The organism is Synechococcus lacustris str. Tous (assembly GCF_003011125.1).
Lineage (GTDB): Bacteria > Cyanobacteriota > Cyanobacteriia > PCC-6307 > Cyanobiaceae > Synechococcus_D > Synechococcus_D lacustris.
In genome coordinates, this window is record NZ_PXVC01000160.1 from 1 (window position 1) to 1903 (window position 1903).

The following is a 1903-nucleotide window of genomic DNA, read 5'->3' on the forward strand; positions in this document are numbered from 1 at the left end:
GGTAGGTAACARGTGTTAGCCAGTTTTCTGATGTGCAACCCACTGATTGGGCCTATCAGGCACTGTCGAACYTGGTWACTAAGTATGGCTGCGTAGCTGGCTATCCAAACGGCACGTTTAAAGGCAAACAGGCGATGASYCGCTATGAGGCGGCGGCATTGCTGAATGCTTGCTTGGATCGTGTAACGGAGATGACAGAGCAGGTAAARCGCTTGCTTAAGGAATTTGARAAAGAGCTAGCGGTATTAAAAGCAAAGGTTGATGGYTTAGAARCAAAARYWGCAGAWYTWGCKGCAACCCAGTTTTCAACTACYACCAAGTTGAAAGGTCAAKCGGTGTTTTGGCTTGGCACAGCAAAGTTCGACGGCGCTAATAAGGGAACAAGCCCAGAAGCTCAAGTGGGTKTTGGGATAGWTGAATCGAGAGCRTTTAAAAGCGCCGTTCAAACCAATGCYTATAGCKTTACCCCCGGCGGYGCCAGCTATTCAGCAACGGGYACACCAAATGGCAGCGTAGAAGCCTTTACTAAGGCRGCYACCTGGACTGGTGGTTTTAGCGGTGATTCCATTGGAGTTGTGGGTCAACCAGGCACAACCTTGAGTAATTATGTTGGAGGCACTTTCTTTACTCCTAACCTCTCAGTTGCTGGTTTGCGTTCTAATGGTTTTTTAAATAACGCCTTGCCAAACGGCACGGTTGTTACTTCAGATTTGATGGGCGTGATGGCAAATACAACCCCCAATGGTGGCAATGGCGTACTACCARGTGGARTGCCAGCTGGTCCAAGCCTGGGTGGATTCCTAATCGATAAAAARGATATGCAAAACCTGGTGGCATTGGGTAATGCCTCMCGGGCAGTTAAAGGTGGCGGGCTGATTCGCTATTCCAGCGATGTWGCAACTGCSCCATACAGCACGTTTGCAAATACAGCKSCTGGTGGATTCACAAACGCRGGCACATTCACAAACCCGCTGGATCTATCGATAGCTGAATACGGCACCTTGAGCCCACTGCAGCAAACGAATCCAACGGTAAAAGCAGCAGCGCGCAAGTTCCTCAAGGGATTGCTGGAAGGCCAGGTGCCTTTGGGCGAGGCAGTGAGCTTCAACTACGACGTGCGCCTGAATCTTGATACCAGTTTTAGTGGCAAGGATTTACTGCGCACTCGCCTGCGGGCCGGTAACTTCTCCGACAGTGTTTGGAGTGGTTACCCCTATCCAGCGATGGGCGCTGAGGTGGCATTCGACCAATCACAAACTGGCAGCATTTGGAGTGTGGATCGGATCTTCTACCAGTTCCCAATTGGATCTAATTTCACCGTTACGGCGGGTCCAAGGGTGCGTCAAGACGACATGTTGGCGGTGTGGCCAAGCCAATATCCAGCCGACACAATTCTCGACTTCTTTACCTACGCCGGTGCACCAGGTGCTTACACCCTCAACCTCGGCGCCGGTGCTGGTATTTGGTGGTCTGATAAAGGATTCAGCGCTAGCGCTAGTTATGTTGCAGCCAACGGCAAATCGAGCTACTCCGGCGCGAATCCTGCCCTTGGTGTAACCCCTGGCGCGGGTTCAGCGGGCCTTGATCCTGGCGGTATTGCGAATCAATATTCAGGCGGCACCGGCACGGTGCAGCTGGCTTACACCGCGCCAAATTGGAACCTAACTGCTGCCTATGCCTACTCACAAAGCGGCGGCGCCTACGACGGCACCAGTGGCTTGGGTTATATCCCAGTTGGCACACCAAAGGCCACCAACCCATTTGCCGGCCTCACCCAATTTGATGTGAATGCGCTTGCGATTAGTGGCTGGTGGAAACCAAGCAATGTGAGCTGGGTGCCATCTGTTAGTGCTGGTTGGGGTACCAACTCCTATAGCGCTAAGAAGGCAGCCCAAATCTGGGG

The 1903-nt window shown here is 52.3% G+C and carries 1 protein-coding gene and 1 pseudogene; both read left to right on the forward strand.

Features of this window, described 5'->3' with window-relative positions:
- Positions 1–5: 5 nt before the first annotated feature.
- Positions 6–374: pseudogene (locus C7K08_RS13800) on the forward strand (iron uptake porin); the annotation flags it as partial.
- Between the two features lie 222 nt (positions 375–596).
- A partial coding sequence (locus C7K08_RS15120; RefSeq protein ID WP_479725437.1) for a porin occupies positions 597–1903 on the forward strand: 1307 nt, incomplete at its 3' end.